At 68.8% G+C, this 24,200-nt stretch carries 22 protein-coding genes; 2 read left to right on the forward strand and 20 right to left on the reverse strand.

The genetic code is table 11. From position 1 onward, the window contains the following. Position 1: 1 nt before the first annotated feature. From ACLJOO_RS33180 to ACLJOO_RS33260, 17 genes are all read right to left on the reverse strand, one after another. Positions 2-1,576, reverse strand: a complete 1,575-nt coding sequence (locus ACLJOO_RS33180; RefSeq protein ID WP_410791591.1) for an FAD-binding protein — start codon at positions 1,574-1,576, stop codon at positions 2-4. Positions 1,577-1,664: 88 nt separating this feature from the next. Beyond that, entirely contained in the window at positions 1,665-2,372 is a 708-nt protein-coding gene (locus ACLJOO_RS33185) for a prepilin peptidase (protein ID WP_410791592.1), read from the reverse strand. A 19-nt stretch (positions 2,373-2,391) separates the two neighbouring features. Further along, complete coding sequence (locus ACLJOO_RS33190) at positions 2,392-3,441, reverse strand: DUF2330 domain-containing protein (protein ID WP_410791594.1); 1,050 nt, start codon at positions 3,439-3,441, stop codon at positions 2,392-2,394. Positions 3,442-3,455: 14 nt separating this feature from the next. Next, complete coding sequence (locus tag ACLJOO_RS33195; RefSeq protein WP_410791595.1) at positions 3,456-5,000, reverse strand: FAD-binding protein; 1,545 nt, start codon at positions 4,998-5,000, stop codon at positions 3,456-3,458. Further along, complete coding sequence (locus ACLJOO_RS33200) at positions 4,987-5,811, reverse strand: shikimate dehydrogenase (protein WP_410791596.1); 825 nt, start codon at positions 5,809-5,811, stop codon at positions 4,987-4,989. Before ACLJOO_RS33200 ends, ACLJOO_RS33195 begins: the two co-directional genes overlap by 14 nt. 6 nt (positions 5,812-5,817) lie before the next feature. Further along, positions 5,818-7,002 (reverse strand): endolytic transglycosylase MltG, encoded by a 1,185-nt coding sequence (gene mltG, locus ACLJOO_RS33205; RefSeq protein ID WP_410791597.1) that lies wholly within the window; start codon positions 7,000-7,002, stop codon positions 5,818-5,820. A gap of 11 nt (positions 7,003-7,013) precedes the next feature. Then, positions 7,014-7,472, reverse strand: coding sequence for a Holliday junction resolvase RuvX (gene ruvX / locus ACLJOO_RS33210; RefSeq protein WP_410791598.1), 459 nt, complete (start codon positions 7,470-7,472; stop codon positions 7,014-7,016). An 11-nt stretch (positions 7,473-7,483) separates the two neighbouring features. After that, entirely contained in the window at positions 7,484-10,153 is a 2,670-nt protein-coding gene (alaS, locus tag ACLJOO_RS33215) for an alanine--tRNA ligase (protein ID WP_410791599.1), read from the reverse strand. 5 nt (positions 10,154-10,158) lie between these two features. After that, positions 10,159-10,410: a DUF6167 family protein gene (locus ACLJOO_RS33220; protein WP_410791600.1), complete on the reverse strand. Its 252-nt coding sequence runs from the start codon at positions 10,408-10,410 to the stop codon at positions 10,159-10,161. After that, the gene (locus ACLJOO_RS33225) at positions 10,407-10,817 is read right to left on the reverse strand and encodes a DUF948 domain-containing protein (RefSeq protein ID WP_130388436.1); all 411 of its coding nucleotides are present in this window, start codon (positions 10,815-10,817) and stop codon (positions 10,407-10,409) included. Before ACLJOO_RS33225 ends, ACLJOO_RS33220 begins: the two co-directional genes overlap by 4 nt. Positions 10,818-10,969: 152 nt before the next feature. Next, positions 10,970-11,596, reverse strand: a complete 627-nt coding sequence (locus ACLJOO_RS33230; protein WP_410791601.1) for an excalibur calcium-binding domain-containing protein — start codon at positions 11,594-11,596, stop codon at positions 10,970-10,972. A 95-nt stretch (positions 11,597-11,691) separates the two neighbouring features. Continuing rightward, on the reverse strand, positions 11,692-12,000 hold the full coding sequence (locus ACLJOO_RS33235; protein ID WP_410791602.1) for a nuclear transport factor 2 family protein: 309 nt from the start codon (positions 11,998-12,000) through the stop codon (positions 11,692-11,694). After that, positions 11,997-13,391, reverse strand: a complete 1,395-nt coding sequence (locus ACLJOO_RS33240; RefSeq protein WP_410791603.1) for a replication-associated recombination protein A — start codon at positions 13,389-13,391, stop codon at positions 11,997-11,999. The genes ACLJOO_RS33235 and ACLJOO_RS33240 overlap by 4 nt, the downstream gene beginning before the upstream one ends. Positions 13,392-13,426: 35 nt before the next feature. Next, positions 13,427-14,362, reverse strand: coding sequence for a hypothetical protein (locus tag ACLJOO_RS33245; RefSeq protein WP_410791604.1), 936 nt, complete (start codon positions 14,360-14,362; stop codon positions 13,427-13,429). Then, positions 14,359-15,294: a VC0807 family protein gene (locus tag ACLJOO_RS33250; protein WP_410791887.1), complete on the reverse strand. Its 936-nt coding sequence runs from the start codon at positions 15,292-15,294 to the stop codon at positions 14,359-14,361. Before ACLJOO_RS33250 ends, ACLJOO_RS33245 begins: the two co-directional genes overlap by 4 nt. A gap of 35 nt (positions 15,295-15,329) precedes the next feature. After that, positions 15,330-17,954: an accessory Sec system translocase SecA2 gene (locus ACLJOO_RS33255; RefSeq protein WP_410791605.1), complete on the reverse strand. Its 2,625-nt coding sequence runs from the start codon at positions 17,952-17,954 to the stop codon at positions 15,330-15,332. A 45-nt stretch (positions 17,955-17,999) separates the two neighbouring features. Further along, positions 18,000-18,806 (reverse strand): GNAT family N-acetyltransferase, encoded by an 807-nt coding sequence (locus tag ACLJOO_RS33260; RefSeq protein WP_410791606.1) that lies wholly within the window; start codon positions 18,804-18,806, stop codon positions 18,000-18,002. Between the two features lie 106 nt (positions 18,807-18,912). Between ACLJOO_RS33260 and ACLJOO_RS33265 the strand changes: the two genes are divergently transcribed. Beyond that, positions 18,913-19,548, forward strand: coding sequence for a hypothetical protein (locus ACLJOO_RS33265; RefSeq protein ID WP_410791607.1), 636 nt, complete (start codon positions 18,913-18,915; stop codon positions 19,546-19,548). A gap of 124 nt (positions 19,549-19,672) precedes the next feature. After that, entirely contained in the window at positions 19,673-20,896 is a 1,224-nt protein-coding gene (locus tag ACLJOO_RS33270; protein ID WP_410791608.1) for a vanadium-dependent haloperoxidase, read from the forward strand. A 48-nt stretch (positions 20,897-20,944) separates the two neighbouring features. Here the strand turns inward: ACLJOO_RS33270 and ACLJOO_RS33275 are convergent, their stop codons facing one another. The 3 genes from ACLJOO_RS33275 to ACLJOO_RS33285 form a co-directional block, all read right to left on the reverse strand. Then, positions 20,945-22,963: a GxGYxYP domain-containing protein gene (locus ACLJOO_RS33275; protein WP_410791609.1), complete on the reverse strand. Its 2,019-nt coding sequence runs from the start codon at positions 22,961-22,963 to the stop codon at positions 20,945-20,947. A gap of 112 nt (positions 22,964-23,075) precedes the next feature. Beyond that, on the reverse strand, positions 23,076-23,603 hold the full coding sequence (locus ACLJOO_RS33280) for a hypothetical protein (RefSeq protein WP_410791610.1): 528 nt from the start codon (positions 23,601-23,603) through the stop codon (positions 23,076-23,078). A 28-nt stretch (positions 23,604-23,631) separates the two neighbouring features. Continuing rightward, a complete protein-coding gene (locus ACLJOO_RS33285) occupies positions 23,632-24,141 on the reverse strand; it encodes a DUF1990 family protein (protein ID WP_410791888.1) in 510 nt (169 codons plus the stop codon). Between the last annotated feature and the right edge of the window lie 59 nt (positions 24,142-24,200).

Raw genomic sequence — 24,200 nt, forward strand, 5'->3', positions numbered from 1 at the left:
CTTAGCGCGGCTCGATCGAGAGCTTGTGGTGGAACACGTTGCGTGGATCCCACTTCGACTTGATCTGCTGGAGCCGCGGGTAGTTGCCGAGGTAGTACAGGTCGTGCCACGGCACACCTGACGTGTTGTACGCCGGATCCGCCAGATCCACGTCCGGGTAGTTGATGTACGACCCGGCGTTGGTCGCGTTCGGCACCGGGACACCGCCCGTGTCGCGGTAGATGTCGGCGTACACCTTCCGTGCCCAGGCGAGGTTCTTGGCGTCGTCGGCCGCGGTGGCCCACGACGCGCTGAGCACCATCTTGGCGACCACGTCGCGCTGCGCGGCGGCGGTCGCGTCGGACGGCACGGTGTTCACCTTGCCGCCGTACGGGATCAGCAGCACCGACGACTCCGGGCCCGTGTACGTCGAGTCGGTCAGCCCGCGGTACATCGCGAGGATCTGCTCGTCGGTGTACCCCTTCTTCAGGTACCCGGCCTTGTACTTCCCGCGCCCCGGCGTCGCCGTCTCGCCGATCGACCGCTCCATCGTGGTGTGCAGGAACGGACCCTCCCCGACGTCGATCACCTGCGGTTTCGGGTCCACGCCGGCGACGATCGCCGCGTTGAACGCCTTCATCAGCTCCGCCGCGTTCGGCGCGGCCGCGTCGATCTGGGTGGAGAGCAGGAACTGCCCGGCCGACGTGTGCGTGAGGATGAACGGCGCGTAGAGCGTCGCGTACGGCGAGTCCGCGGTGTTGTGCTGCTCGAAGAAGTCGAACCAGTTCCGCACCGTCCGCAGGAAGCCGGCCTGCGTCGTCGTCTTCCAGTCGTACACCAGGATGCTGGACCGCAACGCAGCCGGTGCCTTGGGCAACGATTCGCCCGGTGTCCGGCCGGACGACCCGGCAGATCGCATCAGGTACCGGGTGACGACACCGAAGTTCCCGCCGCCGCCACCCGTGTGCGCCCACCACAGGTCGCGATGCTCGTTGTCGCGCGTGGCGACCACCGATCGCGCCCGTCCGCGGGCGTCGACGACCACGATCTCCACGCCGTACAGGTGATCGACGACCGAGCCGTACTTGCGGGACAGCGGCCCGTATCCGCCCCCGGCGAAGTGACCGCCGACGCCGACGCCGACGCATCCGCCGCCGGGCACCGTGAGACCCCACCCGAAGAACAGTTCCTTGTAGACGGTTTCGAGGATCGCCCCGGCGCCGATCGAGAAGGCCCGGTACTGCGGGTCCCACGTGATCGCGTCGTACGTCGACATGTCCAGCAGCACCTCGATGTCGCTGCTGTCCACGAAGTCCTCGAAGCAGTGCCCGCCGCCGCGCACCGCGATCCGCTTCCCGCTGCGGACCGCGTCCTGCACGGCCGCGACGGCGTCCTCGGCCGACTGGATCACGCGCACGTAATCAGGCTTCCCGACGAAACGGCGGTTCTGTCCACGCAGGACAAGATCCTGGTATCGCGCATCGTCCGGGCCGACCTTGTCACCAACGACGACGGCTGCCGACGCCGTACCAGGTATGGCGAGTGCTGCACCCGCAACGGCTGTTCCGGCCAGGAGACCACGACGACTGACTGGCATTGAGATTCCCTCCCGAGTTCGAATGCTTCGACCCTAGGAAGGTGAGCGATGTCGGCACATCAGCCATCTGGTGGAGTGAAGGACTCCCCTATCCGGCGTACAACCGCTCCAACGGGACGCCGAGCAGTACGCCGCCGAGCGCGCCGACGAGCATGAACGGCCCGAACGGAACCATCTGTTTGCGGGTCATGATCCGGGCCGCGATCAGCACGATCCCGACGATCGCGCCGAGGAAGAACCCGCCGTACAACCCGGACACGAACTCGCCCCAGCCGAGCCAGCCGAGGGCCATCCCGAGCAGCCCCGACAACCGCACATCACCGAACCCGACGCCGCGCGGGAACGCGAACCAGAGCACGTAGAACACCGCGAACCCGATCGCGCCGGCGATCGCCGCCCGGCGCAACGAGCCCCACTCCCCCGTCGCCAGCGCCGCGGCCACCAGCCCGGCCGCGACCACGACGTACGTCGGCCAGATGATCACCGACGGCAGGAACCGCGTGCGCGCGTCGATGTACCCGAGCACCGAGCCGGCCACCACGAGCACCAGCCACGCGGGCAGTACGGCGTCCAGACCGAGCATCCAGCCGAGGATGCCGCCGGCCACCGCCGCGAGCCCGCCGCACCAGTACGCCGCTCGCCGACCGGCCAGCGAGGCGTACGGGACTTTGGCCTCGCCTTCCTCGAGCTCCGGCTCGGGGATGCGGCGCATCAGCCAAGGGCCGAGCACGGACGCCACGGAACCGCAGGCGACCACGCCGATTCCCGCAGCGAGCAACGCGTTGTCAGCCGGCACGATCCACGACCCTAGACGACTACTTGCGGACGCCCGCGGCCGCCCGCCGGGCCAGCACCCGCGCGAGCACGAACGCCCCGCCGCCCAGGAGCAGGACCAGGCCGACCAGCACCCCGAGGGTGCTCCAGAACCCGTCGTTCCTGGTGACGTAGGTGATCCGCTGGTACTCGTCGTCGTTCGCGGCCCGGGCGAACGTGAAGTCGTCGGTGATCTTCCCCGGCTCGCGGTACGTCGCCGTGTACGCGGTCAGGAAGTCGGTCGGCTTCGGCAGCATGTCGGTCTCGAGCCGGCCGGCGAAGAGCAACTCTGGAGTCACGGCGGCGTCCGGCACCTTCGTGGCGTCGACCCGGTGCTCCGCCGCGACGTACACCGTGACGGTCTGAGTCGTGCTCGCGCCTTTGCTGAGCCGCATCGGGTACACGATCCGGTCCGACGCGAACGTCAGCCGCAGCGGCGGTGTCGCGCCGGACAGGCTCTCGCCGGCCTGCTTGGGCGCGAGCTTCACCGCGACGATCTCCCACTTCTCGGTCAGGTACGGCGTGAGGTTCGCGGCCAGCGTCGACGGTACGACGTACCCGTTCGTGCGCAGCCAGTCCGTGACCGCCGTACCGCTGGAGCCGCCGAGACGCGTGACCGCGAACGGGCCGAGCGTCATCTGCTCCTTGACGCTCACCCCCGCTCCCGCCGTCGGGGCGCCGGCCGAGTCACCCCGACCGCGACCCAATCCGAGATCGCGGAACGGCCAGTACGTCTTCTTCACCACGCGCTTCGGCCGCGTCAGCTGGTCGAGCCGATAGAACAGGTAGTTGTCGTCGCCGAGGTCGACCTTCGCGGCAGACGGGACCGGCATGATCCAGGCCGCCTTCTTCGACGCGCCGTGGACCGACATCGAGAGCGTGATCTGCTCGGTGCCCCCGGCGTACTGGACCAGCGCGTTCTCGCCGTACGCCCGGGCCTGCGACTGCGCGTCCGGCAGGTAACCACCGCACGCACACGCCCACGCGGGCGTCACCCCAGCCGCGACGAGTCCAGCAGCCAGCACACCCGCGATCACACGCCAAAGCTTCACGGGCCGAACACTAGCTAGCTAAGGGTGTACGGGGTGTGGAAGAAGTTCGTCGGATCGTATTTCTTCTTCGCGGCCTGCAGCTTGGATGCGCTCCCGCCGTAGTACGAGCTGACCGACCGTCCGGACTCGACGTAGTTCACGTAGCCGCCCGCCGAGGCTGACCGGACCGCGCGGTGCCCGTTCGAGATGAACGTCTGCGCGCTCTTCCCCTGCGCCGACGAGTACCACTGGATCACGGCCAGCGCGCCGCGCCACGGCCACGACGAGCCGCCGGCCGGCACCTTCGCGGCCTGTCCGCCGAGCGGGTCAAGGATCGCGGACGCCGGCGTCCCGGCGCGCGCGGCCGCCTTCACCGCGCCGAGCAGGCCGGTGATCGTCGTCGCGTCCATCGGCCCCTTGAGTACGTCGGAACCGGCGAGGAAACCCTGGCGCGGGCTCGTCGTACCGCCACCGAGGTACTTGACCGCTTCCATGTGCGACTTCACCGAGAGCGACCGCTCCGACGCCTTCGCGCCGACGAACGACTCCAGTTGCGCGGCGGCCGCGGTCGCGTCGCCGGTGGTGGAGACGCCGAGCACCCGGATCGACAGCGTTCCGTTGCTCTTGGCATCGATGTGCAGGTTGCCCCACACCGTGGTCGGTGCGCTCTGCGCGAACTTCTGCCAGCCGCGGACGACGGCCGCGGCCTGCGATTCCGGCCAGGTCAGCCGGAAGAAGCCGAGCTTGGTCGCCGGGATCGTCGCGAACTGGAACGATGTGACCACGCCGAGGTTGCCGCCGCCGCTCCCCCGCAGTGCGGCGAAGAGATCGGACTCAGCACTCGCGCTGACGTTGTGCGCCTTGCCGTCCGCGGTGATCACGCCCATCGACACGACACGGTCGCAGGTGAGGCCGTAGGTCCTCGTGTGGATCCCCATCCCGCCGCCGAGCGTCAGGCCGGCGACGCCGACGGTCGGGCAGGTACCGGTCGGCAGCGAGCGGCCGTAGCGGTCGAGGAACGCGTGCACGTCGTACAGGCGGGCTCCGGCGCCGACAGTGAGTACGCCGTTCGCGTAGCTCATGCCCTTCAGTGCGCCGACGTCGAGTTGCAGGCCGTTGGCGATCGTCGACGCGCCGACGTACGAGTGGCCGCCGCTCTTCGGGACGAGGACGAGTTTGTTGGCACGGGCGAAGTTGATCGCCTTCTGTACATCGGCGGGGTTCGCGGCCTTCACCACGGCGGTCGGGCGGACGCTGTCCCAGCGCGGGTTGAAGAGCTGGTGCGCGGCGGCGTACCCGGAGGTGGAAGGCAGGTAGAGGCGGCCCTTCAGGGAGCCGGCGAGGGAGTTCCAGTTCGGCCCGGCCGCGGTCTGGGTGGGCGCCGACGTGCTCGGGGTACCGCTCGGCGTGGTGGAAGCGGTCGTGGTGGGCGCGCTCGTGCTGGGAGGAGCGGTCGTCGAGCTGGGTGCAGTGCTCGGGGTCTGCGACGGCGTACTGGCGGAGTCCTTCGAGTCACCGCAGCCGGCCAAGGTGACAGCGACGCCGGCGATCAGAACGGTACGACGGTCAAGCAGGCTCACGATCCCCCAGCTCCTCACGCGCAGCAGCCCTCATGGCCGCCAGAGGAGCCGGCGACCTACCCGTCATCATCTCCACCTGGAGGGTCGCCTGATGCACGAGCAGGTCAAGTCCGTTCAACAGCTCTGTACCGATCCGGTGCGCCGCGATCGCGAGCCGGGTCGGCCAAGGGTGGTAGGCCACGTCGAACACCACCGGCGCGACGGCCGCGAAGTGCTCTGCCCACGGGTCGACCGCGCCGCCGGGCAGCGTCGACACACACAGGTCGAAGCCGCCGATCTGCTCGACCTGCGAGAAGTCCGCGACCGACGTCCGGAGTCCCAACTCCGCGGCCAGATCCAGCAACCGCTCGGCCTTCGCCACATCACGCACGACGATCGTCACCTCGGTGACCTTCATGCCCCGCAACGCGGCCAGAGTGGACGCGGCCGTCGCGCCTCCACCAATCACCACCGCAGTCTCGGCGGCCGTGATGCCCCCCTCGGCGAACGCGTTCACCAGCCCGGGTACGTCGGTGTTGTGCGCCGACCGTGATCCGTCCGGCTCGAACAGCATCGTGTTCGCCGCGCCGATCAGCTCCGCGACCGGATCGACCGTGTCGACCAGGTCGAGCGCGACCCGCTTCAGCGGCATGGTCAGCGACAGCCCGCGGACGTCGTCACCGAGCGACGCGACGAATCCACGAAGCTCGTCCTCCTCGACCTCGAAAGCGTCGTACCTCCAGTCCAGCCCGAGCGCGGCGTACGCAGCCCGATGCATGGCCGGCGACAGCGAGTGCGCGATTGGCGAACCGAGAACGGCACACCGGGTCATGGTGGGTCAGCACCTGCCCTTGTGGGCCTGGCACCAGGCCTGCAGCTTCTTCACGTTCGCCTGGTGCTCCTCGGCCGAGCTCGCGAACGCGGTCTCGCCGGTGTCCAGGTTGACCAGCGTGAAGTACAGCCAGGAGCCCTGCGCCGGGTTGATCGCGGCCCGCAGCTCGTCACGCGTCGGCGAGCTGATCGGTGTCGGCGGCAGGCCCTTGTACTTGTAGGTGTTGTACCGCGACGGGTTCTCGCGCTGCTCGGGCGTGGTGAAGACACCGCCGTCCTTGCCGACCACGTAGTGGATCGTCGAGTCCATCTGCAGCCGCATCCCGGCCGCGAGCCGGTTGTAGATCACCCGCGCGACCTTCGCGTAGTCCTCCGACCGGTTCGTCTCGGCGCCGATGATGCTGGCCACGATGACCGCCTGGTACGGATCCAGCTTCTTGTTGGTCGCGGACTTCACCAGGTCCAGCGACGCCGCGGTCTTCGCGTACTGAGCGGTCATCAGCTTGAGCATCGTGTACGCGTTCGCGTTCTTCGGCACGTCGTACGTCCCCGGGAACAGGAAGCCCTCGGCGTTGTTGTGCGCGTACGGCGGGAGACCGAGCAAGGCCGGCTTGCCGAGTGCCGTGGCGGCGGCGCCGGCCGGCAGCTTCATCTTCGAGCCCTGCAGGATCACCGCGACCTCGGCCTTGGTCTTGCCGGCCGCGACGCTGATCCGCGCCACCCGGACCGACTCGGCGGTGTTCAGCATCAGGTCGAGAGCGGCCTTGGCCGACATGTGCTTGCGCAGCGTGTAGGTGGCCGCCTGGATCTGCAGCGACCGCGGATCGTCGCGGGCCACCCGCTCGAAGGCGCGGGCGCTCTTCACGACTTCCTTCTTCTCCAGGGTGTCCGCGATCGACGCCGTCGCTTGGCCCTTGGTGATCTCGACGACCACCGTGCCGGTACCCGCGCCCTCGTAGTCAGGAGCGGAGAAGAGTCCCTCGAGCGCGTCCTTGCCCTTGCCGAAGCCGAGCACGGCGCCGGCCACCAGGGCGCCGACGACGAGCAGCGAGATCAGGCCGGCGAAGCAGCCGAAGGCGCGGCGGCCGCGCGCGCGGCGCCGGTTGGCGCGGCGCTCGACGCGGGTCTCCGCGCGCAGCCCGAGGCCGCTGCCCAGATCATCACGCTCGCCCTCGTTGACTTCTTCTTCCACCGATGGTCCGTTCACAGGGGCCTCCCGGGTGGGTTGCCGGTCTCGCGCTCGAGGTCGAGCGCATGTTGCAGAATCACGACGGCCGCGGCCTGGTCGACCACTGCCCGCCGCTTGGAGCCTTTCTTTCCCCGTTCCCGCAGCATCCGTTCGGCGGTGACCGTGGTGAACCGCTCGTCCACCAGCCGCACCGTCGTCCCCGAGTTCACTACCAGCACCTTGTCCCGCACCTGCTCCGCCGTCTCCCGGATCTTCACCGCGGCCGGTCCCTCGCCCCCGGACAGGGAGCGCGGCAGGCCGACCACGATCTCGAACGCCTCCAGTTCGGCGGCGAGTGCCGCGATCCTATCCAGATCGCCAGGCCCACGCCGGACGGTTTCCACAGGCGTGGCCAGGATTCCGTGCGGATCGCTGCTCGCGACGCCGATCCGGGCGTCGCCGATATCGAGCGCGATCCGCACGCCCGTCCTCATCGGCGGCTCATCTAGCCGGTGACCTGGTGGCCGATCGCGTGCTCGACTGCGCTCAGCGCGTCGTCGGCACCGGCCGCGTCCGTGCCGCCACCCTGCGCGACATCGTCCTTGCCGCCGCCGCGGCCGCCGAGCTTCTCGGCCGCGATCCGGACCAGGTCGCCGGCCTTCAGCCGCCACTCACGGGCCAGGTCGTTGAGCGCGATCACCACGCCGGGCTTGCCGTCGTTCACGCTCAGCACGGCGACCACGGCCGGCTTGTCGTTCGGCATCCGGCCGCGGACGTCCAGCGCCAGCTTGCGCAGGTCGCCGCCGTTCACACCGTCGGGTGCGCGATGGCCGACGTACTGGACGCCGAAGACGTCCTTAGGGTTCTTCGCCAGTTCGGCGGCGGCCTCCAGCACCTGCGCGGCGCGCATCCGCTCGAGCTCCTTCTCGGCCACCCGCAGCCGCTCGGCCAGGTCGGCGACCTTGGCGGGCAGCTCCTCCGGGCGGGCCTTCAGGTTCTCGCTGAGCAGCCGGACCAGCGCCCGCTCGCGGCCGAGGTAGTGCAGCGCCTCCATGCCGACGAACGCCTCGATCCGCCGGACCCCGGCGCCGACCGACGACTCACCGGTGACGGTGACCGCGCCGACCTGCGACGAGTGCTTGACGTGCGTGCCACCGCACAGTTCGCGGGACCACGGGCCACCGATCTCGACCACGCGGACCTGCTCGTCGTACGTCTCACCGAACAGCGCCAGCGCGCCCCACTCCCGGGCCTCCGGCAGCGTCATGTACTGCGCCGACACCGGAAGGTCCTTGCGTACGGCGAGGTTCGCGATCTCCTCGATCTCGGACCGGGTCGCCGGGTCCAGCGCCGACGACCACGCGAAGTCGAGCCGCAGGTAACCGGGCTTGTTGTACGAACCGCTCTGCAACGCGTTCGGGCCGAGCACCTGGCGGAGCGCGGCGTGCACGACGTGCGTGCCGGAGTGCGCCTGGCAGGCCGAGACCCGCCACTCGTGGTCGACCGCAGCGTGCACGTCCTCGCCTGGACGCAGTACGCCCTCGACAACCTCGACCTTGTGCACGATCAGGCCCTTGACCGGGCGCTGTACGTCGAGCACCTTCAGCTTCAGGCCGTCGCCGAGAATCAGGCCCTCATCGGCGATCTGGCCGCCGGACTCGGCGTAGAACGGGGTCTTCTCGAGCACGACCTCGACGGTCTCGCCCTGCTCGGCGAACGACGCGACCGTGCCGTCGCGCAGCAGGCCGCGAACCTGGGAGTCGCTGGAGAGCTCCTGGTACCCGGTGAACTCGGTGACGCCCTTCTCACGCAGCTCCCGGTACCCCGAGGTGTCCGCGTGACCGGCCTTCTTGGCGCGCGCGTCGGCCTTGGCCCGCTCGCGCTGCTCCTTCATCAGCGAGCGGAAGCCCTCGGTGTCGACGTTCAGGCCCTGCTCGGCCGCCATCTCGACGGTCAGGTCGATCGGGAAGCCGTACGTGTCGTGCAGCTGGAACGCCTTCGCGCCCTCCAGCTGGTGCGCCCCGCTCGCCTTGGTGTCGCGCACCGCCACGTCGAAGATCGTCGTACCGGCCGTCAGCGTACGGCGGAACGCCTCCTCCTCGGCGTACGCGACCTGGCTGATCCGGCCGAAGTCGGTGACCAGCTCCGGGTACGACTTCTTCATCTGCTCCAGGCTCACCGGGAGCAGCTCGACCAGGCTCGGGTCCTCGTAGCCGAGCAGGCGCATCGAGCGGATCGCCCGGCGCAGCAGGCGGCGCAGCACGTACCCGCCCTGCTCGTTGCCCGGCGTGACGCCGTCGCCGATCAGCATCAGCGCGCTGCGTACGTGGTCGGCGACCACCCGGAACCGGACGTCGTCCTCGTGCTCCGCGCCGTACTTGCGGCCGCTCAGCTCGGACGCCTTCTCGATCACCGGGTAGATCTCGTCGATCTCGTACATGTTGTCGACGCCCTGCAGCAGGTACGCGACCCGCTCCAGGCCGAGACCGGTGTCGATGTTCTTCTTCGGCAGCTCGCCGAGGATCTCGTACCCGTCCTTGCCGCCACCCTCGCCGCGGATGTTCTGCATGAAGACCAGGTTCCAGAACTCCAGGTAGCGGTCGCCCGCCTCCCAGTCCCGGTCCGCGCCGAACTCCGGGCCGCGGTCGATCAGGATCTCCGAGCACGGGCCGCACGGACCCGGGATGCCCATCGACCAGAAGTTGTCCTTCATGCCGAGCCGGACGATCCGGTCGTCGGGCAGCCCGGCGACCCGCTTCCAGATGTCGATCGCCTCGTCGTCCTCGTAGTACACCGAGGCGTAGAGAACGGACTCGTCGAAGCCGTAGCCGCCCTCGTTCTGCGGCTTGGTGACCAGCTCCCAGGCGAACTTGACGGCGTCTTCCTTGAAGTAGTCGCCGAACGAGAAGTTGCCGTTCATCTGGAAGAAGGTGCCGTGCCGGGTGGTCTTGCCGACCTCCTCGATGTCGAGGGTCCGGACGCACTTCTGCACGCTGGTCGCGCGCGGGTACGGCGGCGTCTGCTGGCCGACGAAGTACGGCACGAACTGGGCCATGCCGGCGACGTTGAACAGCAGGTTCGGGTCCGGCGACGGCAGCGGCGCGCTCGGCACCACGGTGTGGCCCCGGTCCTCGAAGTACTGCAGGAACCGCCGCCTGATCTCACTGGTTTCCATGGGTGTTACCGGTAGTCCTCACGCTGTGTCGAATCAGTCTGGGATGCGTTCTCGATGCCCAGCGCGTCGCGCAGCTCGGTCTCCCGCTCGGCCATGCCCTCGCGGACCTGGTCGCCGAAGTGCCGGACCGCGGCGGCCAGCTTGGCCGCGGACTCCTGGACACTCTCCGGAGCGAGAATCTGGGCCCGCTTCTTCAGCCGGGTCACGGCGTACACGCCGACGGCGATCCCAATGATCAGCCAGAAGATCCGCTTCATCGCTTCCGCGCCTTCCGCTCGGCCTTCATCTCTTCCTTGACGCGCCGCGACACGTCCTTGCGCTGCTGCTCACCGAGCGCCCGGCGGACGCCGTAGGTGAACGCGGCCGCCTTCACCAGCGGACCGCCGGCGGTGGCCGAGAACAGCGACATCAGCGCGGCCGCGTTCGTGGTCACGGTGGTCGCGTTGTCGGTGATCGTGTCCACCTTCGCCAGCTGGGCGTTCGTGGTCGCCACCGTGGTGGTCACCTCGCCGAGCAGCGGGACACTGGAGTCGGAGACGCCCTTCACCATGATCCGGGTCTCGTCGAACACCTTGCCGAGCTTCAGGATCGGATAGGCCAGCAGGCCCACCAGGATGAGCAGCGCGCAGGCGGCTATCAGCCCCGCGACTTCACCGACGCTCATGGAAACGATCCACCTTCCGTAGCGACCTCATGCGACCCGATGCGAACTCTGCGCAACTTTGGACCGCCCGACCTTATCGCGCGCCCCTATCGCACTCCGCTCCAGGACACCATCCCTCACATCACAGTCCCTCACCAAACCGCGTGCGAGGGTCAGGAGTTGCCGCGTTCGCAGGCGATTCCGTCGCCGTTGCTGTCGAGCTCCGGGGTGTAACCGGGCTCGCCGCGGTAGAGCGGCGCCTTCCCGGCGGCCCGGACCTCGGCGCAGTCCCGGTAGACGACCGCGGGGGTCGTGCTGGGCGTGCTGCTGGGGGTGGCCGACGGTACGGCGGTCGGCGTACTGCTGGGTGCCGGGGTGGTCGGGGCCGGGGTGGTGGGGGCCGGTGTGGTCGGCGTGGTGGTCGTCTGTGGGGTCGGGGTCGTTGCCGTCGGCGTCGTCGGTGGGGTTGTCGCCAGGGTGCTTGCTGACGGGGTGCCGGGCGGAGTGCCCGTCGTGGGGTCCGCGGTGGTCGGGTTGTTCGTGCCCGGGCCGGTCAGCGGTGAGTTGGACGTGGATCCTGCGCTCGTCTGCGGTGCAAGCGGATTCAGCGGCTTTCCGACCGGGAGTGACGGGCGCGCGCTCGACCGCGACGTACCCTCCGACCGATCGATGGTCGGACTGGACGAATCGGCGGCCTGCGGTGCCTGGCCGGACTCCGACTGCTGGGACCTGAACGAGAACAGGAACACCGCGCCGACCAGAACAGCGACGGTGGCCACGCCTGCGCCGAGCTTGAGCACCGGCGGACGCTTACGTACATGCCGAGGATGGGGCTGCCTCAAAACCAAATACCTTCCGCCCCCAGGCCGAGAGGTAGCTTACCGACTCGAACGCTTCAATCGAAGCTCACGGTGAGTGCCTGGACGGCTCCGTCCGGGCCCCAGTGCAGCTCCATCGAGCCGATCCCACCACCTGACCAGCGAAAACGCGCCCGCCCGTCACCGTCCTCGACCAGCGTCATGGTCTCGCCCGGCGGATTCTCCCGGTACGCCGCCGCGATCGCCGCCCGCCCTTCGAACGGCCCAACCGGAACCCCGACGAACCGCATCGTCGCGTCCATCGCGAACCGATCGGCGAACGTGTCCCAATCACCCGTCGTCACCGCCAGGTTGAAGGCTGCGACGTGGTCCGCCGTACGGCTCACTTGCGGTCCCGGAGGATTTTGCGGATGGCGGCGACGCGGTCGGCGTACGCTGCTTCGCCGCCGCGGCGGGTGGGCTTGTAGTAGTCAGTGCCGTCGATCACGTCCGGGGCGTACTGCTGCGGGAGGACGCCGCGCGGGTCGTCGTGGGAGTACTGGTACGACGAGCCGTGGCCGATCTTCTTCGCGCCGGCGTAGTGCGCGTCCCGCAGATGCGGCGGAACCGGGCCGACCTTGCCCGCCTTCACATCCGCGATCGCCGCGTCGACGGCCATGATCACCGCGTTGGACTTCGGCGCGAGCGCGAGTGCGACGACTGCCTGGGCGAGGTTGATCCGCGCCTCGGGCATCCCGATCAGCTGCACCGCCTCGGCCGCCGCGATCGCGACACCGAGCGCGGTCGGATCCCCCATGCCGATGTCCTCACTGGCCGAGATCACCAGCCGGCGCGCGATGAACCGCGGGTCCTCCCCCGCCTCGATCATCCGGGCCAGGTAGTGCATCGCCGCATCGACGTCCGAGCCGCGGATCGACTTGATCATCGCGGAGGTGACGTCGTAGTGCTGGTCCCCGGCCCGGTCGTACCGCACCGCAGCCCGATCGACCGCCGTCTCCAACGTCACCAGATCAATCACCGCCGCAGCCGCCTCGGACTGGTCGGTCGGTTCGTGTTTGGCGCGGGCTCCGCCGGCGGCGGCTTCCAGGTACGTGAGGGCGCGGCGGGCGTCCCCGCCGGCCATCCGGAGCAGGTGATCCCGCGCGTCCGCGGCCAGCTCGAACTCGCCATTCAGCCCGCGCTCGTCGGCCAGCGCCCGGTCCAGCAGAAGCGCGATGTCGTCGTCGGTCAGCGACTCGAGCGTGAGCAGCAGACTGCGAGAGAGAAGCGGCGAGATGACCGAGAAGAACGGGTTCTCGGTGGTGGCCGCGACCAGGGTCACCCAGCGGTTCTCGACGCCCGGCAGCAGCGCGTCCTGCTGGGCTTTCGTGAAGCGGTGGACCTCGTCGATGAACAGCACGGTCTCGACCGCACCGGTCGCGCGAGACAGGTCGCGTCGGGCCCCGTCGATCACCTGCCGTACGTCCTTCACACCGGCCGTGACTGCCGAGAGCTCCACGAACTTCCGGTTTGTCTGGTGCGAGACGACCGCCGCGATCGTCGTCTTGCCCGTCCCCGGGGGTCCCCAGAGCAACAGCGACATCGGCTGATCGCCCTCCACGAGCCGACGCAACGGCGAGCCAGGCGCCAGCAGATGCTGCTGGCCTACCAGCTCGTCCAGACTGCGCGGCCGCATCCGCACCGCCAGCGGAGCCGCGGTGTGGTCCGCATCCGCCAAACTCCCACCACCACGGGCAGGCGCCGGCGCACCCGGAAGCTCGAACAACCCATCACTCACCCCAGAAGCCTAACCAGCCCCACCGACAAACCTGCTTATCGGGCGGGGCCGCCTGGGCGGTTGTGGGGGTTGCGGAGGGCGCGGGTGTCCCGGCGGGTGGCTGGGGTCGGGGTGTCGAGGGTGTTCGTGAGGTCGGTGCGGACGGAGCGGAGCTGGGCCTGGGCGGGATCGAGCCGGGTCGCAACGGCGTGATCGTGCTCTCGCCAGGCGTCGCGGGTTTCCTTGAAGAGGATCGCGACCGCGGGTGTCTTCATCAGCAGGTCGGCCCACAGCGGGGCACCGGTGAGCTCCACGCCCATGCTGTACGCGAAGAACATCGACGTGGTCTTCGCCTGCCGGGCGATCAACGGACGCCGGTTGACCGGCGCCTCTTGACGCCGAGCGAGATGGAGCCGGTCGTCCATCAGTTGCCGGCCCTGCCGGACCAGGTCGTCGGCCGCGGCGCGCAGCGGTTCGCTCACCCGGACCTGTGCACCCGCCGCGATCACGTCCCGCAGCACGCTCGCGCGCGCCAGCCGGGTCAGCGACTGCGCGAGCCATTCGTCGTCCCGCGCGGGCAGGTCGACCCGCCCGCCGTACGCGTCGGCGAAGTCCTTGCGGAGGTCCGCGACGGTCGTGGTCGGCATCGTGCGGCCGTCCATCGCGGCCCGGTTGACGGCCTGGGCAGATGCTTCCTCGAGGCTCAGGCCCCAGTGGTTCTCCGGGTCGAGGGCCAGATCGGCCGCCGCCACCAGGATCTGCTCGGCGTCCGTTCCCTCCGGATCGATGCGTACGTCGTCCAGGTCGAGCTTGCGCCACCAGTGCGCGAGCCGGTCCGCCGTACGCCGTTCCTTGTCGGGCGCGTCCGCCGGAAACGCCCGCTCGTACCGGTCGATGGCGAGCAGCGCCTCGGCAGCGAACAGGTCCACCACCTGCTGCGCCGCGACGAGCTCGTCCCGGCTCGGCTCCCGCAGCTCGGCCCGCGGACTCATTGCCTGCTGTCCAGCTCGGCCTGCACACGGTCCACGGCTTCCGCGCGGCGCCGGAGCCGGTCGAACCGCTCGGACTTCTCCGGGTCGGCCGGCTGGTAGTCGGCGTCCTCCGGGGCCTCGGCCGGGATGTACCACCAACGGTCGTCGTACCAGGTCGGACCCACCTCCATCCCGGCGAGCATCGACGTCGCCTCGCCGGAGGCCAGCAGGTCACGCATGCGCTCTTGTGACAGCTTGTCGTCCGTCATTCTCCCGACTGTAGGCCGCCGAGGGGCGAAGACGAGGTGCCATGTCCCGCTCCGCCGGAGCAGGACGATCGTCGGGACCTGCAGTACGACGATCGTGACGGCGGTGATCACCGGGTCGGTGGCCGGTACGACGGCGATCGGCAACGTGTACGCCAACACGATCCGCACGAACCCGTCGATGATCGTCGCGATCCCCCACCACACCGTGATCCACTTCCAGGCGTCCCGGAACCGCGGGCTGGTCTCCCACAACTCCTCCATCACGCGCGCCCGCCGCGGCATCATCGCCAGCGTCACGATGTAGGTGAGCGGTTGCGGATGCCGCAGCGACCACAACGTGATGCCGGCGAACGGGAGGCTGATCCATGCGTTGCGGACGAGCAGCAACCGCGCGTCCCCGCCCAGCACGGCGACCACCGAACTCGCCACCATGCTCACCACGACAGCCATCCCGACCAGGTCGGTACGGCGGGTGCGCACGAGCGACACCGCCGAACTGATCAGGCCCGGGACCACGCCGACGACCAGCGCGGTCAGGTCACTCGCACCGAGCGCCCGCAGACCGTAGAAGAGTCCGAGTGGGAGGGCGATGTCGACGACGAGGAGCCGGGGACCGCTGTGCGTGCTGGGCATGACGAGAGCGTCGCCCACCGAGCCGCCGACCGGCATCGAGCCGACGGCCATCCGCACCTAGACCAAAGTCGAACCCGATCTCCAGGCTACTTCTTAGAACCCTTGTCCGCGTCGTCGTCCTCGTCGTCGGCGTCGCGGAGTTCTTCGGGGAGGTCGTCCTCGTCGAACTGCTCGGCGAGGATCTCCTCGGGCTCGGAGACCGATTCGGGCTTGATCGCGTTCCGCAGCCGGCCGAGGATCCGGTCCGCCTCGGTGCCGAACGGGTTGTCGTTGACCAGGTACGTCCAGGTCGCGGTCGGCCGCGGGATCCCGCTCGTCTCCTCGTTCAGGCCGTCAGAGGTGATCTCCGCGTCCGCGAACGTCTCGGCCGCGTCCTTCCAGGAGTCCTCGATCAGCGTGTCGAACGACGCGATCGCCGACTTGTTGAACTCGTCGATCGGCTTCAGGTGCACGATGCCGCCGGCCAGCGACCGCAGGTGGATGCCCTCGCGCAGGTCCGCCAGGTACGCCAGGTGGTCGGTCCAGCGCCGGTCCAGATGCCGCAGCGCGATCCGCCGCGCCGCGGCCTTCACCACGTCCTCGCCGACCTCGTCGACCAGTTCGTCGTACCGCTCCTTGGCGCGCTCGGCGAGCTCGTCCGCGGCCAGGTCCTCGGTCAGCACCTTCTCGCGGGTCTCCAGCAGGATCGCGCGCTGCTGTCCCGTGAGCCGGTTGTACTGCCACGTCGTACGGTGCAGCTCCGCGTTCGCGCCGTCCGCGACCCGCTGCGCGTGCTCAAGCATGCCGACCGACTTGCGGTCCGTGAGCCGGCCGGTGTCGTCCGGGTGCGGGCGGAGGCCGGACGAAACGGAGTACCGCGTGACGAGCTCGTCGGCGAGGCTCGCGAAGAACAGCGACCCGCCCGGGTCGCCCTGGCGTCCGGCGCGACCGCGCAGCTGGTCGTCCAGCCGCCGCGATGCGTGGAGGCCGGTGCCGACGACGTACAGGCCGCCGAGTTCGAGGGCCTTGTCCTTGTCGTGCGTCTCGTCCTTGCCGCCGAGCCGGATGTCCGTACCGCGGCCGGCCATCTGTGTCGACACGGTCACCGTCCCCGGCACGCCGGCCTCCGCGATGATCGCCGCCTCTTCGGCGTCGTTCTTCGCGTTCAGTACGACGTGCTCGATCTCGGCCGCCTCGAGCTTGTCGCTGAGCTGCTCGGACTCCTCGACGCTGTGGGTCCCGATCAGGATCGGGCGCCCGGTCTCGTGCACCTCGCCGATGTGCTTGACCAGTGCCGTGTTCTTCTGGTCGACGGTCAGGTACAGCCGGTCCTGGTCGTCCTTGCGGACGTTCGGCTTGTTCGGCGGTACGACGGCGACCTCGACGTCGTAGAACTCCTGGAGCGACTCCCCCACGACCACCGCGGTACCGGTCATGCCGCACAGCGACTTGTACTGCTTGATCAGCGCCTGCACGGTGATGCTGTCGAGAACCTCGCCGGAGTCGCTGACCGGCACGGCCTCCTTCGCCTCGACTGCGGCCTGCAGACCGTCCGGCCAGCGCTGCAGCTTGGCGATCCGGCCGCGGTTGTTGTTGATCAGGCTGACCTTGCCGTCCCGGACCAGGTAGTCGACGTCCTTGCGCAGCAGCACCTCGGCGTGCAACGCGACGTTGATCTGGGTCAGCCGATCCAGGTTCTCGTCGTCGTACAGATTGAACCGCGGAAGCTCAGCCTCCTCCGCGACCTCGTCCTCCGCGTCAGCGTCGTCCGCGACAGCGTCGTCCGCGACAGCGTCTGTGCTGGCGTCGGCATCGGTCTCGACGCCGGCGTCGGCATCTTCCTCGGGGTCGACCTCGTCGACCTCAGCTGCCTCGCCGACCTCAGCTGCTGCCGCGGCCGCGCTCTCGCCGAGTGCCTGCTCGACCTTGTCGGTGCCGCGATCCGTCAGCGCGACCGTGCGGCCGTCGCCGTCGACCTCGTAGTCGACTCCCGCGCGCAGCGTCCGGACCAGCTGGACGACGTCGTCATCGAGCGCCTCGTTGCGGGTCGCGCCGGCGAGCACCATCGGCACGCGGGCCTCGTCGATCAGCACCGAGTCGGCCTCGTCCACCAGCGCCACGTCGGCCTCGACGGTGACCCGGTCCGCGACGTCGGTGACCAGGCGATCCCGCAGTACGTCGAAGCCGATCTCGCTGACCGGGACGTAGCAGACCTCCGCCTGGTACGCCTCGCGGCGCTCCTCCGGCGTGGACGCCTGGCCGACGTGCGACACGGTGACGCCGAGCAGCTCGTACACCGGGCCCATCCACTCGGCGTCGCGCTTGGCCAGGTAGTCGTTGACCGCCAGCACGTGCACCTTGCGGCCGCCCACGGCGTACCCGGCGGCGGCGATCGCGCCGGCCAGTGTCTTGCCCTCACCGGTCGCCATCTCGACGACCCGGCCCTGCAGCATCGCCAGCGCGCCGACGACCTGGCCGTCGAACGCGCGCTCGCCGATCGCCCGGTTCCCCGCTTCCCGGGCCAGCGCGAGGAACTCGATCTGCTCGTCCTCGTGCAGCCCGCCGGTGGTGCGGAGTTCCGCGACCGCCTCGGTGAGCTCTTCGTCGGTCAGGGAGAGGACCGATTCCTCCGCCTCGCCGACCAGCTGGGTGAGCCGTTCGTACGGGCCGAGATCGATCGAGCCGGGGCGCTGCAGCAGCCGGCGGAAGCGAGAAGCGATTTTCAGGGCCATGATGCAGGCAACGTACAGCCTTCGTGTGTCGTTCCGCAGGTCAGGTCAGGGTGTCCATTCGTACGGTGTGGTCACAGTGACGCCGTAGAGGCCGAGTTTCTGCAGAATGGGGCGGGAGTCGTCGGACGCGTCGACGCGGAGGAACTCGTAGCCACGCTCCTTCCCGAGGCGGGCGCGGTGGGCGAGCAGGGCGCTGTAGATGCCCTGCCGGCGCCACTCCGGCAGCGTGCCGCCGCCCCACAGGCTGGCGAACCCGGTGCCCGGATGGAACCGGATCCAGGCAGCTGACACGGCGGGTCCGTCCGGACCTTTCAGCGCGTCCTCGACCAGGAACACCGACAGCCGGTCCGGGAACATCCGCGCCTCACCCGCGAGCCGCTCGACGATCCGTTCGAGACCGTTGTGCCACAGGGTGTCGGTGAGTACGCCGATCCGGTGGTAGTCGTCCGGCCCGTCGGCCTCCCGCAGCCGGACCTTCGACGGCAGCGCGGACGGACGCTCGAGGATCCGGTCCACCTCGCCGAGGATCAGCGTCTCCGGCTCCTCCTGCGTGAACCCGGCCCGGACCAGCCGCTCACCAAGGTCAGCCGGTTCGTCGTACGCGTACGTCTTCCACTCGAACGGCAGACCGCGCTCCCGGAAGAACGCCACCTCCTGGGCGATCACCGCATCCGGGTCGTCGCCCAGCCCACGCGGCGTCTCGACGAACCCGGCTCCCTCGACTCCCTCGACGTACGAGCGGTGCACCATGCCGTCAGGGCCGTCGTGCTCCTGCTTCCAGCCGGGGATCGCGTCGGCGTCCGGCAGCCGGATCCGGCGGTGGAACACGTCGAGCAGCTCTTCAGGGGTCATCTGCACATCGTGCCCGATCGACTACCTGAAATCACCGGCATAAAAAGTAAACCAGTTGGCCACTGGTGTCGTCCAAGTAAGTGTCCTCATAAGGGGGGAACACACCATGAACATCCACCACATCACGCGCAAGACGATGCTCGCCGCAGTCGCCATCCTGGCGATCCCCGCCGCCGCCATCGCCGCACCGAACCTCGCCGGCTCCGCGTCCGCCCCCCGGACCACCTCGGCAACCTCCTCGACAACCGCCTCGGCAACTACCGCGTCCTGCCCGCGCGGCTGGGGATCGTTGCCCGAGACAAACAACCGGGTACGGGCGACGACGCCCGCGACGACGTCGGTCACCAACGTCCGCACCGGACGGCACGCCTGCTACGACCGGCTCGTCGTCGACCTGGCCAACGGCCCCACGGGGTACGACGTCCGCTACGTCCGCAACGTCTACCAGGACGGCTCGGGGTTCCTGGTCCCGCTGCGCGGCGGGGCGAAACTGCAGATCGTCGTCCGCGCGCCGGCGTACAACATCGACACCGGCAGGACGACGTACGCGCCGAAGAACCCCAAGGAACTGACCAACGTGAGCGGGTACAGCACGTTCCGGCAGGTCGCCTTCGCCGGCAGCTTCGAGGGCCAGACGACGATCGGCCTGGGCGTCCGCGCTCGGCTCCCGTTCCGCGTCTTCACGCTCGCAGGACCGGGCTCGAACTCCCGCCTGGTGATCGACGTCGCTCACCACTGGTAAGCCCCACCCCAGCGGCCGCCCGTTCCCCGCGGGCGGCCGCGCCTCGAGGTGTCAAGCGGAATGTCTAGTTTCCAAGTAGTGATATGGCACTTTGCGCGACGCTGTCGCCTGTCACGATCCAGGCGTGACGAATCTAAGCAAACCCTTTGCCCTGGCGGCAGTTCCCGCCCTTGCCCTGTCCACGTTGATCTCCGTGCCGGCTGCCGGTACGACGCCCCGCACCGACGTCGCGCTCGAGTGGTACGACGTCACAGCTGACACGATCGCAGCAGCCGGCGCCCCGACCCAGGTGACGAACAACCGCACCTGGGCGATCGGCTGGACCGCAGCGACACGCGCGCTCCTCCGATCACCTGCCGCACCAACGCCGTACAAAGAAGCCGCATTGGCCAGTGCGGTCCACGAGACCCTGGTGACTCTCGCACCGGCTCGTAAGACCGAGCTCGACCAGGCTCTGACCACCACTCTCGCGCGTATCCCCGACGGCAGTGCAGAGACAGCAGGTGTTGCGGCAGGACGCCAACAGGCACAGGCGGTCTTGGCATCGCGTGCCAACGACGGACTGGACCCGGCTTCGGTCAATGCACCATTCACGCCACCGTCCACCGATGCTGGGATCTGGCGGTCGACGCCACCGACGTACAGCCCGGGGACTCAGTACGGGAACCGGCTGGCGAAGCCGTTCCTGCTCGAGAGTGCCGACCAGTTCCGTCCAGGTCCGCCGCCCGTTCTGGGCTCGCCCCGCTACAACCGCGACCTGGCAGAGGTACGCGCCGATGGGGCGCGCAACAGTACGACGCGCACGCAGGCCCAGACGGACACAGCCACGTTCTGGCTCGGCTCGTCGTACGTGCTCTACACCGGGCCGCTGCGAGCGGCGCTGTCCGAAGCAGCGCACCGTCCGTTGGCGGAGCGAACGAAGCTGGTCGCGCTGTTCCACGTGGCCGCAGTGGACACACAGATCGCCACGTCCGACACGAAGTACACCTACCTGCGCTGGCGTCCGGTCACCGCACTCCGCGCAACGGTCGACGCTGACTGGACACCACTGCACGACACTCCGGCCCACCCGGACTACCCGAGCGGCCACAACACGTACTCCGGCTCGGCCGAGCAGGTACTGACCACACTGGTCGGCGCACGCACCGCGAAGCCCTACACGATCGGCAGCCCGACCGCGCCGGGCGTGACCCGCACCTACAGCAACTGGCACCAGCTCACGCTCGAGAACGTCGACGCACGCGTCTGGTCCGGCATCCACACCCGTACGGCGGACACCGTCGGAGTGACCCTTGGTCGACAGGTGGCGGCCAACGCACTCCGTAACGCCTACAGACTGTTCTACTGACCCACGCTCCGGCGGGCGGAGAGCGAACCGCCCGCCGGAGCGTGCTTTCTACAGCAACCTGTTGAGCAGGTCGTAGAAGCTGTTCGCCAGAACCACCTCGTACGGGTCGGTGAGCAGTGCGCCGAGCTCGGCCATGTCGGACGGCGCCCAGGACCAGGCACCGATCCCGCCGGAGATGAACAGCGGGCTCGCACCGTCCCAGTTGGCGATCCGCTGGTCGAGCGCGGCCTTGAACTCGGCGGCCTTACCGGGTGCGCCCCACTGGCCGGTGATCGGCAGACCGCCTTGCCGGACGGTGAGCGGGTCGCCGTCCCAGGTCTGCATGATCCCCTTGACCGGCGTGTACTCGTTGTACCCGCCGGCGATCTCCTCCGACAGCAGGATCCACTTGTCGTCCTGCCTGCTGCTGTACGCGTACACCACGTCCAGCCCGGTACGGCGCATGAAGCCGCCGGTCATCTTCAGGTACTCCGTCAGCTCGGCAGGCACCCACGAACCCGGGTACGTGTAGCCGCCGCCGGACGGTCCGCAGACCAGGAGGTCGTTGGCGGTCGCGGTGCGCTGGAAGTAGCTGTAGAGGCCGGGTCCGGTTTCGGCGAGCAACGGGCTGATGGTCCAGTTGGTCGGCACCTGGCCGCGTTTCGGGTCGTCCCAGATCTCGCGCAGCCGGCGCTGGCAGTACTGGATGTTGTCGCCTTCGCCGAAGGTCAGCGTCAGGTAGACCTTGTTCTTCGGCTTGTCGATCCGCCGTACCGGCCGAGGCTTGTCGGAGATCGGCGCCGTGAAGCCGGCGTGCACGGTGCCGTTCATGTAGAAGTCGGCCGCGACCACGGGCGAACCACCCTTGCTCGCGAGATCGACGCCGTCCCACTCACCGGAGACGTCGTTCGCGAACCAGCCCATGTACGGCGCCAGCGTCGGGTACTTCGCGTAGTGCTCGATGAGCAGTTCGCCCGTCGCACCGCCCGGCGGTAGCCAGCTCACCAGGGCCTTGGTGGCCACCACATAGTCGCGGAAGTACGCGAACGGTTCGATGCGGGTCGGCGACGTGTCGGTCGCGGAGACCAGGTACTGGTTCCACATCTCCACGGTCACGACGAGGGACGTCGTACCCGCTGGTGGTTCGATGCGGTAGATCCAGTAGTTGCCGCCGTCGGCGAAGCGATTGGCCTCGCCGCCGATCGAGGAGTGCGAGCCGTCGAACAGGTACGGCGCCTCCTCCGGGGTGTTCGGCTCGAAGGTGGCGATCACGGTGTCGTTGGCCTTGATGGACACGTGGCGCACCGACGCACCCCAGCCGTCGTCGGTGAACGAGTCCGCGAACCGGACGTACACGGCCTCCTTACCGAGCTTCGCGGAGACGTCCAGGTTGTAGGTACCGCGGTTCGACGAGTCGCGGATCTGCTGGGTCTCGCGGGCGATCTCCTGCCATTGCACGCCCTCGACGTCGACCACGCGGGTCGGCGGGAGGCCGGCGAGCAGCTTGTGGGTGACCTTCGGGAACAGGTTGTCCAGCTGCCAGCGGTACGTCTTCACGCGGTCGTCGTCGAACATCCCGCGCAGGTCCTTCACGATCCTCAGACCGTGCGCCTTCGCTTGATCCGCGTCGGCGACGACCGCGTTCTCGAGCCCGGCGAGCGTCGTCGCCACGTTCAGCGAGTCCGGTACGTCGGGGTCGTGCACGATCGCACCGCGGATCCGGCTTCTGTACTTCGCGACCAGGTCCAGCGGGTTCTTGTACAGCTTGGTCGGCAGATGCATGTCGGCCAGCCACTTGGCATCCGGCACGCTCACCGTGCCGGTGTCGTACAGGAAGTACAACTCGGGCTCTGTACGGTTGACGATGCCTTGCAACGTTGTCAGCAGGGTCTGGTCTCCCCCGCTGAGCTTGCTCACATCGCCGTAATCCAGGTGTCTCGGGCGGTTGAACACCGGCAGCAGCCGAGCGGGGCTGCCGGACGTCGATGAAACTGCAGCTTGCGCTGTCGTCGTAAGCCCCGGAACCAAGCCGAGACCACCCGCCGTCACCGCACCGCTGCCCGCCAGGAACGCACGTCTCGAAACCATCGCGACCACTCCCTGAGGTTGACATCGATGTCAAATCAGCCCGGAATCTAGCAACGCCAAGAGAGCGTGTACATACCTCACGCCGTACTTTTGGAATCGTTTCCGCGCGGGGTCAGGAAGTGGGCGGCTTGGTACGGGGGAATCGGGAGCGGAACTTGCCGTCGTACTCGAGCTTCGAGTAACCGGCGGAGTGGACGCCGACGGCGAAGATGCCGACGGCGAGGAACGTGATGCCGGCGATCGTCGAGATGTGCCAGAACGCCGCGGTGAGGCCGACGAACGCGGACCCTTCGGCGGCCGCCTTGGCCACGCTGACAAGGACGGACCTGGTCACCTGGCGGCGGAACGCCTCCTGCCGGTTCAGGACCAGGAGCGCCGCGAGCAACGGGATCGCGACCGCGAACGCGACAACGCAGATCGTCGCGGTCAGATCCAGCGGCGACGCAGTCAGGAACGGTTGGACGACCACCAGTCCGGCGGCAGCCAGTCCGCCGTACATCAGATTCGACTGCCGGATCCACTCCTCCTGAACCGCGGGGTCAGTCTTCGCATCCTCCACGTCTGCGCGGATCTGCTCGGCTTCCAGCTCGGCTGTCTCGCGGGCCGCCTGCTCGAGCTGGAGATCCTCATCCTCGTTCATGCGCACATCTTCCCGGAGCCACGGGCCGTCACGGCATCAAGGCCCTCTGATAGCGCCGGCGATACCAGCGTTGGGCAACCAGAACTGCCGGAAAGGCCAACCACCACAGCCCTCGGCCAGGCCGGGTCATGGACCGTATCGTCAGCCACACCGCCCCGTCGGGTGAGCGGTGCACGATGAACGCTTCCTCACCCGAGACGGGGTGGCCGTGTCGCGTGCCGTACGCAAAGCCCCGGCGATCAGGACGAGCGACCACCGCGACAACCCGAACCGGCTCTCTCAGGGTGCACGGTCCGAGCGCAGCGAGCAGCGTGTAGTCCTGGCCTTCCCGAACTGCCGGTTCGCCGTCGGTACAGGGCCGGACGGAGAACCCGCTGCGGGTCTTGATCGTCCACTGCCCCATGGCAGCCGTCACGACGTCCCAGCACTCCAGCCCCTGTCCGATGCGGGTCGTCCGCTCAAGGCATCGATACCCAGGCGGCGCGACTGTCCAGTCGGGGTCGGAGACGCACGTCGCCCCGACGGCTGAGTACGTCATGCCTGTGTTCACAACCTAATTGTGTGGTTCGCCGGAGCGCGGCGAGACATAGTGAGCGG

The organism is Kribbella sp. C-35 (genome assembly GCF_046549195.1).
Lineage (GTDB): Bacteria > Actinomycetota > Actinomycetes > Propionibacteriales > Kribbellaceae > Kribbella.

Excerpts from the sequence above, each read along its gene's own strand:
- ACLJOO_RS33180 (WP_410791591.1), bottom strand. The coding sequence starts at position 1,576 with ATGCCAGTCAGTCGTCGTGGTCTCCTGGCCGGAACAGCCGTTGCGGGT.
- ACLJOO_RS33200 (WP_410791596.1), bottom strand. The coding sequence starts at position 5,811 with ATGACCCGGTGTGCCGTTCTCGGTTCGCCAATCGCGCACTCGCTGTCG.
- ruvX (WP_410791598.1), bottom strand. The coding sequence starts at position 7,472 with ATGAGGACGGGCGTGCGGATCGCGCTCGATATCGGCGACGCCCGGATC.
- alaS (WP_410791599.1), bottom strand. The coding sequence starts at position 10,153 with ATGGAAACCAGTGAGATCAGGCGGCGGTTCCTGCAGTACTTCGAGGAC.
- ACLJOO_RS33220 (WP_410791600.1), bottom strand. The coding sequence starts at position 10,410 with ATGAAGCGGATCTTCTGGCTGATCATTGGGATCGCCGTCGGCGTGTAC.
- ACLJOO_RS33225 (WP_130388436.1), bottom strand. The coding sequence starts at position 10,817 with ATGAGCGTCGGTGAAGTCGCGGGGCTGATAGCCGCCTGCGCGCTGCTC.
- ACLJOO_RS33245 (WP_410791604.1), bottom strand. The coding sequence starts at position 14,362 with ATGAGTCCGCGGGCCGAGCTGCGGGAGCCGAGCCGGGACGAGCTCGTC.
- ACLJOO_RS33250 (WP_410791887.1), bottom strand. The coding sequence starts at position 15,294 with ATGGCCGTCGGCTCGATGCCGGTCGGCGGCTCGGTGGGCGACGCTCTC.
- ACLJOO_RS33255 (WP_410791605.1), bottom strand. The coding sequence starts at position 17,954 with ATGGCCCTGAAAATCGCTTCTCGCTTCCGCCGGCTGCTGCAGCGCCCC.
- ACLJOO_RS33260 (WP_410791606.1), bottom strand. The coding sequence starts at position 18,806 with ATGACCCCTGAAGAGCTGCTCGACGTGTTCCACCGCCGGATCCGGCTG.
- ACLJOO_RS33265 (WP_410791607.1), top strand. The coding sequence starts at position 18,913 with ATGAACATCCACCACATCACGCGCAAGACGATGCTCGCCGCAGTCGCC.
- ACLJOO_RS33275 (WP_410791609.1), bottom strand. The coding sequence starts at position 22,963 with ATGGTTTCGAGACGTGCGTTCCTGGCGGGCAGCGGTGCGGTGACGGCG.
- ACLJOO_RS33280 (WP_410791610.1), bottom strand. The coding sequence starts at position 23,603 with ATGAACGAGGATGAGGATCTCCAGCTCGAGCAGGCGGCCCGCGAGACA.
- ACLJOO_RS33285 (WP_410791888.1), bottom strand. The coding sequence starts at position 24,141 with ATGACGTACTCAGCCGTCGGGGCGACGTGCGTCTCCGACCCCGACTGG.